Genomic DNA, 8,323 nt, shown 5'->3' on the forward strand with positions numbered 1-8,323 from the left:
GGACGGGGCGCAGGACGGCCGCGGCGGCCAGCAGCGCGAGGACGAGCGCCCGCGAGCGAGGCCCCGTCGGCGATCAGCAGCTCGCGGCCGAACAGCCGCAGGTCGGCGGCCTCCCGGCCGAGGTCGACCGAGACGAACACGATCGGCGGCACGGTGCGCCGCGACCCGGTGGCCGCGAACCCGGCGGGGTAGGCGCCGACCAGCAGGTAGGGGGTGCCGTTCCGGACGACGCGCCGGTACACCGTCTCGCGCAGCGCCCGCCGCGCGAACTCCTCGTCCACGGGCACGTGCAGCTCTCCCGGGTCCGGGAGGAGGACCGGTCCGCCGGGCGGCACGCTCAGCACGGCCGCCCTGCGCCCGTTCCCGACCCCCTGCTCCGACACGACGGTCGGCCCGTCGGCGCCCGTCTCCGAGGCGGCCAGGGCCTCGGGTGTTCCGGTCCGGCCGGTCAGGACGGCTTCGAGCCGCTCTCCGAGCAGCTGCCCGGCGTCGGGCGGCAGCTCGCCGGGGACCTCCGTCGCGATCGCCTGGCGCACGTCCGCCAGCACCTCGTCCTGCACGCGGTCCAGCATCATGCGCCGGTACAGGACGTAGGAGATGCCGGACGCCAGGACGGACGCGAGCAGCGCGACCGCGAGGAACGCCGCGCCGAGGCGGGCCCGCAGCCCGGTGAGCCCGCGGATCACCGCGCCGCGAACCGGTAGCCGAACCCGCGGACGGTCTCGATCAGCCGGGGGTCGCCGGGCTCGTCCTCGATCTTCGCGCGGACGCGCTGGACGCACGCGTCCACCAGCCGCGAGTCGCCCGGGTAGGTGTGCTCCCAGACCGCCGCGAGCAGGTGGCGCCGGGCGAGGGCGTGCCCGGGACGGCGGGTCAGCTCCAGCAGGAGCCGCAGCTCGGTGGGGGTGAGCCGCACGTCGGTCCCGGCCTTGGTGACCTTGAGGGACGTCCGGTCGATGACGAGGTCGCCGTGGACGGAGCGGCCGGGCCCGCTCTGCTCGGCGCGGCGGAGCACCGCCCGGACGCGGGCGTCCAGGACGCGCGGCTCGACGGGCTTGATCACGTAGTCGTCCGCGCCCGCCTCCAGGCCGAGGACGACGTCGAGGTCGTCGCCGCGCGCGGTCAGCAGGATCACCGGGAGGGGGTCGGCGCGCCGGATGCGGCGGCACACCTCGATGCCGTCGATGCCCGGCAGCATCACGTCCAGGATCGCGATCTCGGGGCGCAGGGCCCGCAGCGCGTCGAGGCCGTCCTCGCCCGTCGCGCGGGTCGTCACGCCGTGCCCCTGCCGGGTGAGCGCGATCTCCAGCCCGGCGCGGGCGGACGGGTCGTCCTCGACCAGAAGGATCTTCGCCACCCGGCCATTATCGGGCGACCGTCCGGGCGTTCCATGCCATGTCACGAGATCCGGATATTTCCCGGACAAGATCAATACAGTGCGCCGGAAGCGTGGCCGGCATGGCGTCGACGATCGTTCTCCGGCCCGCCGCCCCGCCCGCTCCCCCACGGGACGGACGGTGGCGGCGCGCCCTGCCCTGGCTGCTCGTGTCCGGCTTCCTCGCCCAGGTGGGCGTCCGGACGTGGTTCGCGCGCGGACGCACCGGGCCCGCCGCGAACCCGGACGAGACCGGCTACCTCGTCGCGGCGCGGTGGCTCGCGGGCGGGCCGGGCGGCGACCTGTCGGGGCACACCTTCTACCAGGGCGGATACCCGCTGCTGCTGACGCCCGCGTACTGGTTCTCGCACGATCCGGTGACGGTCTACACGATCGTCATGGTGATCAACGCGGTCGCGGGGGCGGCGCTGTTCCCGCTGGGGTACGCGGCGGCGCGGCGGTTCGGGCTCGGGCCCCGGGCCGCGCTGCCGGTGTCGTTCGGCGCCGCGTCGCTGCCCGCGTCGGCGTTCTTCGGCGCGTTCGCGCTCACCGACGCGGTCCTCCCGGCGCTCGTCCTCGGCTGGCTGCTCGCCCTCGACCGGTTCGCGCGCCGCGGCGGTCTCCCGGACGCCGTCGCGGCGAGCCTCGTCGTGGCGTACGCGTCGGCCGTCCACACGCGCGGCGACGGTGCTGCTCGCCGTCCACCTCGCCGCCCTCCTCGCCCTCCTCGCCCTGCGCAGGGGGCCCGCGGGACGCTCGCGGGGCTCGCCGTCACCGTGGCCGGGTACGCGCTGGGCGCGGCGGGCAACGCGCGGCTGCGGGCCGCGCTGTACCCGGACGGTGCGCTCGACCTCGGCGAGCTGCTCGTCGACCGCCTCACCTTCGGCGGACGGGCAGGCGTGGGCGCTGTCGGGCGCGGCGGGGCAGCTCTGGTACCTGACCGTGTCCACGTGGGGCCTGGCCGGGGTGGGGCTGATGGCCGTGACGCGGCGCTCGTCCGGCACCGACCGCCCGCCGCCGAGCGGGTCATGGCGGGCGCGCTGCTCGCCACCGTCTGCGGCGTCGCGTACGCGGCCTCGGCGGCGCTGCCGGACGAGCATCGCGTGGGCAACTTCGCGTACGGGCGCTACCTCGCGTGCACGGCGGTCGTCCTCGCCCTGGCGGGGACGGCGGCGATCCTGCGGTCGCGGTCGCGGATCCGCGCGGCGGCGGGCGCCCTGGTGCTCCTCGCGGGGACGGGATCGTGGGTCGCCGCCTACGCGGGCGAACGGCTGCGCACCCACGCGTTCATCGGGTTCGACTTCCCCGAGGTCATGTTCCTCACCCGCGACCGCGCCGCGCTCGACCTCCCGGAAGCCTCGCTCGCGGCGGCCGGGCTGCTCACCGGGCTGCTCGTGCTCACGCGGCTCCCGCGTCCGGCCGTCCTGGCCGGGCTCGCCCTCGCCGGGACGAACCTCGCCGCGCTGGTCTTCCTCTTCGGCCCGTCCCCCGAGCGGGTCCGCCCGGCCCCGGTGCTGCCCGGACCGGCGGCGGGCGGGGTGGTCGCCGACCGGTCCCTGCACTGGGCGATCAAGGTGCGGCTGCGGTACCCGGTGTGGTGGACCGGCGTCGGCTCCTTCGACGTCCGGTCGGGGCGGCCTCCCGCGCCGGGCGTGTGCACGGTCGTCGTGCCCCGCCCGGACGGGACGGCCCCCGCCGCGACCTGGCCCGCGCACCCGGCGGGCTGGCGCCCGTACCCCGGCGCCGCCTACGGCATCGGGTGGACGAGCTGGCACGACCCGTCCTGCGGGCGGCGGCCCGGACTCAGAAGCGGGTGACCAGGGCGATGCGGTCGTGGTCGACGAGGAAGCCGTCGGAGACGAACGTCACCTCGCCGCCGTACTCCAGCACCGTCTCGATGACGTGGTCGACGACGTCGTCGACCACGTCGGCGCCGTGCAGGACGCCCGGCCGCCCGTCGACCGGGACGAGGCCGCCCTCGCCGCGCACGGCGGCCGCGTAGTAGCCGCGTTCGACGACGAGGTGCTCGCCGCGGCCCTGCTCGACGAGCCGGACGACGTCGCAGAGCCCGGCGGCGTAGCGGTCGATGCCGCGCGCCGCCTCCAGTTCGGCGAGCACGCCGACCTCGCGGAGGTCCTCGTAGGCGGCCAGGGCCGGCCGGGCGGCCTCGATCAGCGTGCTCGGCGCGGCGCCTTCGAGGCTGCCGTCCACGCGCCCGGCGACCCGTACGTGCGCGCCCGCGACCTCGTCGAAGAAGGCCTGGTGGCGGGTGACTCCGGCGACGATGAGCGGACGGTCGTCGCGGGCGAGGACGCGGTCGAGCGCGGCCGCGACGTCGCGCATCGCCCGGCGCTGGGGTTCGTCCCCGGCGGTGGCGGCGCGCCGCGACTGGCGGCCGGAGCCGATCTCGTCGATCGGTTCCGGTTCGACCGGGAAGCCCCCGCCGGTGCGTTCGGTCAGCTCGTCGCCGTGGCCGTCCCACAGCCGGGTGCGCTGGTCGGACAGGGTGAGCAGCCAGTAGCGCGGGGTGCGGGTGAAGGCGGCGACGAGGTCGCGGGTGGCGAACCCGCTGTCGACGATCACCCGCTCGTCGACCGGCTGGCCGATCGCGTACGCGTGGTGCTCGCCGTCCGGGGCGGCGAACAGCACGAGGCCGTCCGCGGCGTGCCGCAGGTCGACCTCGTCCGCCGCCCGCTCCAGGCCCCGGACGACGTGGTCGGCGGCGTCCGCGGGGACGCGGTCGTCGGCGTAGAGCCGCCGCCGCGCCTCGGCCAGCAGGTTCCGCAGCCGGATGGGGTCCTGCCGGTTGCCCGGGGCGGCCCGGTGGGTCGGCATCAGTACCGATACCGCCGGGTAGGCGCGGGGCTTGCGCAGCTCGGCCAGCGTGACGGCGTCCATGATCCCCCGATCGTCGAGTCATCTCCTGGTGTCTCTTTTGTAACGATTACGAGGTAAATCAGGCGTAAGGGGCGGTTGAGATTCGCGCAGCGCGTCGAACGTCACATTCGACCGGAGGTCACCCGGGCGAGATGAACCCGGTCTCGTAGGCGAAGATCACGGCCTGCGTGCGGTCGCGGGCCTGCAGCTTCGCCAGGACGTTGCCGACGTGCGTCTTCACCGTCTGCGGGCTCACGAACAGCTCCGCCGCGATCTCGGCGTTCGACCGTCCCTTGGCCATCAGCCGCAGGACGTCCGACTCCCGCTCGGTGAGCCGGTCGTGCCAGCCCGCGCCGCCCGTCCCGGCACCGGACGGGCCGTGCTCGGCGGCCAGCGCGCGGATCGCGGCCGGGAACAGCAGGGTGTCGCCGTGCGCCACCATCCGGATCGCGTGCAGGATCTCCTCCGGGCGCGCCCGCTTCAGCAGGAATCCGTGGGCGCCCGCCTTGAGCGCGTCGTAGACGTACTCGTCGTTCTCGAACGTGGTGACGACGATGATCCGCGGCGGTTCGGGCGACGTCGACAGCAGGTGCCGGGTCGCCTGGATGCCGTCGAGCTCCGGCATCCGGACGTCCATCAGCACGACGTCGGGCCCCAGCCGGGACACCGCGTCCGGCACCTCGGACCCGTCGGACGCCTCCCCGACCACGGTCAGGTCCGCCTCGGCGTCGATGATGGCCGCGAGCCCGGCGCGGATCAGCCGCTCGTCGTCGACCAGCAGCACCTTGATCGTCATGTTCCGGACCTTAGCGGCAGCGACACCCGGAAGCACCAGCGTCCGCCGTCGGGGCCCGCGCTCATCTCGCCGCGCAGCACGGTGACGCGCTCGCGGACGCCGCCGAGGCCGCGCCCGCCGCCGTGGTCGGGTCCGCGCCGCGCGCCGCGCCCAGGGGGTTGCTCATCTCCATCTCCAGCCGCTCGCCGGTGACGCCGAGGCGGAGCCGCACCGGGACCTTCCCCGCGTGCCGCAGCGCGTTCGTCAGCCCCTCCTGGACGATCCGGTACGCCTCCCGCGACACCGCCGCGGGCACCGCCTCGACCTCGGCATCGATCCGCGCGTCGAGCGTCACCCCGGCGAGCCGCGTCTGCTCCAGCAGCCGCCCGAGGTCCTTCAGCGTGGCCTGCGGGGCGGGCCGGGACGGGTCCTCGCGCAGCAGCCCGAGGACGTGGTCGAGATCCTCCAGCGCGGCGCGGGCGGACTCCTCGATCGCCGACAGCGCCTCCCGCGCGAACTCCGGGTCGCCGTCCAGGACGCGCCCGGCCGCCGCCGCCTGCAGCGTCACCACGCTCAGCGCGTGCCCGACCGAGTCGTGCAGCTCCCGCGCCAGCCGGTTGCGCTCCGCGAGCTTGACGGCCCGAGCCTCCACCGCCGCGAGCCGCTCGGCGGCCGACGGGCCGAGGAACACCGCGGCGTACCGCGACAGCAGCGCGCCCGCCGCGACGATCAGCGCGAGCAGGACGGCCATCGAGCCGATCCCGATCAGCGGTCCGGGCCACTGCGGCCAGCCGTCCTGCCAGCCCCAGGCGCGGACGATCTGCTCGTCCCAGGTCACGGCGGGCGCGAGGACGGCGACGACGGCGAACGGCGGGACGGCCAGGCTGAGCCCGCTGATCACCACGCCGACCGTCAGATGCAGGGTGAACCACGCGGCGGTGCGGGCGCGGCTCTCCCACGAACGCGCCGGGCCGGGCTCCAGGTCCTTCGCCGGGCCCTCCAGCAGCTCCCGGGCCAGCGACGTCTCCAGCATCCGCACGGTCGGGACGAGGCCGGTGATCAACGTCGCGGCCGTCGGCAGGACGACCATCGCCAGCACCACGATGACGGCCGCGTTCCGGATCGGGATCAGCGGGGTGAGCGCGACCGACAGGAACCAGTACGGCATCAGCAGCGCGCCGCCCACCACGAGGTGGGACCAGCGCCGCCAGGTCGTCCGCCGGGCCAGCGGACGCAGAAGACCGATCACGCGTCGATCCTGGCAGACCCGCGGAACCCGGCCCCTCCCCCGCCGGGACGGGCTCCCGCGGGCGCCTCCCCCGCACGGGGGAGCGGGCGCCGGGTCAGGGGTCGCCGCGCTGCTCGCCGGCGAGCCGGTCGCGTTCGGCGAGCTTGGCGAGGCGCGCGTTGTAGGCGGCCAGCTCGTCGTCTTCCACCGGGACCCCGGTCTCGGTCGCGGCCTGCGCGGCCCGGTCGGCCTTGCGGTCCATCCGGCGGGCCTGCCGCTGGTCGTCGGAGTACCACTGGATCGCCAGGACGATCAGGACGATGAACGTCGGGATCTCCCCGAACGCCCACGCGATCGCCCCGCCGGTGTGCTGGTCCTGCAGCAGGGCCGTCCCCCACGGCGGATCCACCGCGTTGTACCAGCCCTCCGCGATCGGCTGGCCGAGGTTCATCAGCGCGATGCCGAAGAAGGCGTGGAACGGCATCGTGACGAACAGCAGCAGCAGCCGTCCCGGGTAGGGCAGCCGCTTGGGCGCCGGGTCCACGCCGAGCAGCACCCAGAAGAACAGGAACCCGGCGAGGAGGAAGTGCACGGTCATCGCGATGTGGCCCAAGTGGTCCTGCATCAGCGACTGGAACAGCGGCGTGAAGTACAGCGCGAACGTGCTCGCCACGAAGATGACCGTCGCCACCGCCGGGTGCGCGATGAACCCGGAGAACCGGCTGTGCAGCATCGCGGTCAGCCACTCGCGCGGGCCGCGGTCGCCGCGGAGCCGCGCGGGCTTCAGCGCGCGCAGCGCCAGCGTGAGCGGCGCGCCCACGACCAGGAAGATCGGGGTCAGCATGTTCAGCGTCATGTGCTGCGCCATGTGGACGCTGAACAGGATCGGCGAGTAGCGGGCCACGCCCGTCTGAGTGGCGAGGACGATCGTCAGGACGCCGACGAACCAGAAGACCGTCCGCCACACCGGCCACGAGTCGCCGCGCCGCCGCAGCCGCACCACGCCCGCGAGGTAGACGCCCGCGAGCACCGCGGCGAGGGCGGCGAAGAACAGGTCGAACGACCACAGCGTCGCCAGCCGTCCCGCGGTGACCTGCGGCGGCATGTCGTAGCCGAGCAGGGTCCGGACGGCGGTCTCGGTGCCGGTCGGCGGGGGCGGCGCGGTGCTCGACAGCGCGACGGCGAGGCCCATCGTGGCCGCCATCACGGCCGCCTCGACGCCCGCGAACCGGGCGAACGCCCAGCGCCCGGCGCCGTCCCGCGCGCGCTCCCGCAGCGCGGGCACCGTCCGCTCCCGGTGCCACCAGCCGAACCAGCCCAGCACCCCGAACGCGACGATCTTGGCGAGGGCGAGCCGGCCGTAGTTCGTCGTCAGCAACTCGGCCGGGTCGGGCATCCGCGCGACGACGTTCGCCATCCCGCTCGCGCCGACCAGGATGTAGCACCACAGCGCCATCCGGCTGAACCGCTCGGCCATGACCGGCAGCCGGTCCCGGCGCAGCATGGCGTGCGCGGCGACGACGCCGAGGCCGCCCACCCACGGCGCGACCGCCGCGACGTGCAGCGCGACGCCGGTGACCGCGATCGCGTGGTTGGCCGAGGACGCCGAGTGCCCGGTGAGCGGCGCGGGCAGCAGCGCGACACCGGCCATGACCAGCAGCCCGATCGCGGCGGCGGGCGTGGCGGTGGTCCGCGCGAGCAGCGCGACGACGACCGCCAGCAGCACCACGATCATCAGCGCGGTGCCCTGCTCCAGCGACCCGACGTAGCTGCTCAGCTCGCTGCCGGTGAGCACCTGCACCACCGGCTGGCCCAGCACGTCCGAGACGGTGAACACCAGCGTGGCGGCCGCCGCGGCGGCCCACCCGGCGGCGAGCCACGACGCCGCCCGCAGATAGCCGAGCGCGTCCCGCGAAAGCGTCCCCGTGCCCGCCTTCCCCGCGTTCCGCCGGGTCTCCAGCGGCAGCAGGACGGCCGCCGCCAGCAGCGTCCCGACGGTCAGCGCGGACGCCAGGTCCATGATCGTGCGGGAGACCGGCAGGCCCCACCGGGTCAGCGTGCCGGCGGT

The 8,323-nt window shown here is 75.3% G+C and carries 7 protein-coding genes; 1 reads left to right on the plus strand and 6 read right to left on the minus strand.

The features are described from left to right. Together BJF79_RS26195 and BJF79_RS26200 are read right to left on the minus strand one after the other, a co-directional pair. The coding region (locus tag BJF79_RS26195) for a hypothetical protein (protein WP_262402605.1) at window positions 1–686 on the minus strand (686 nt) is incomplete at its 3' end. After that, the gene (locus BJF79_RS26200) at window positions 683–1,357 is read right to left on the minus strand and encodes a response regulator transcription factor (protein WP_075901309.1); all 675 of its coding nucleotides are present in this window, start codon (window positions 1,355–1,357) and stop codon (window positions 683–685) included. The genes BJF79_RS26200 and BJF79_RS26195, both read right to left, overlap by 4 nt. A 101-nt stretch (window positions 1,358–1,458) precedes the next feature. Between BJF79_RS26200 and BJF79_RS26205 the strand changes: the two genes are divergently transcribed. After that, window positions 1,459–3,192: a hypothetical protein gene (locus BJF79_RS26205; protein ID WP_075901311.1), complete on the plus strand. Its 1,734-nt coding sequence runs from the start codon at window positions 1,459–1,461 to the stop codon at window positions 3,190–3,192. Here BJF79_RS26205 and BJF79_RS26210 read toward each other — a convergent pair. From BJF79_RS26210 to BJF79_RS26225, 4 genes are all read right to left on the minus strand, one after another. Then, window positions 3,179–4,273 (minus strand): hypothetical protein, encoded by a 1,095-nt coding sequence (locus BJF79_RS26210; RefSeq protein ID WP_075901313.1) that lies wholly within the window; start codon window positions 4,271–4,273, stop codon window positions 3,179–3,181. The two genes, BJF79_RS26205 and BJF79_RS26210, sit on opposite strands and share 14 nt — an antisense overlap. A 118-nt stretch (window positions 4,274–4,391) precedes the next feature. Then, window positions 4,392–5,048, minus strand: coding sequence for a response regulator transcription factor (locus BJF79_RS26215; RefSeq protein WP_075901315.1), 657 nt, complete (start codon window positions 5,046–5,048; stop codon window positions 4,392–4,394). Window positions 5,049–5,109: 61 nt separating this feature from the next. After that, window positions 5,110–6,276 (minus strand): sensor histidine kinase, encoded by a 1,167-nt coding sequence (locus tag BJF79_RS26220; RefSeq protein WP_262402606.1) that lies wholly within the window; start codon window positions 6,274–6,276, stop codon window positions 5,110–5,112. Window positions 6,277–6,370: 94 nt separating this feature from the next. Further along, window positions 6,371–8,323: bifunctional copper resistance protein CopD/cytochrome c oxidase assembly protein (locus BJF79_RS26225; protein ID WP_075901317.1), on the minus strand; the 1,953-nt coding region annotated here is incomplete at its 5' end.

Origin of the sequence: Actinomadura sp. CNU-125, assembly GCF_001942465.1 — a bacterium.
GTDB lineage: Bacteria > Actinomycetota > Actinomycetes > Streptosporangiales > Streptosporangiaceae > Spirillospora.

What these genes read in the sequence shown, in the direction of transcription:
- BJF79_RS26210 (WP_075901313.1), bottom strand. Translation starts at nt 4,273, where the DNA reads ATGGACGCCGTCACGCTGGCCGAGCTGCGCAAGCCCCGCGCCTACCCG.
- BJF79_RS26215 (WP_075901315.1), bottom strand. Translation starts at nt 5,048, where the DNA reads ATGACGATCAAGGTGCTGCTGGTCGACGACGAGCGGCTGATCCGCGCC.
- BJF79_RS26205 (WP_075901311.1), top strand. Translation starts at nt 1,459, where the DNA reads ATGGCGTCGACGATCGTTCTCCGGCCCGCCGCCCCGCCCGCTCCCCCA.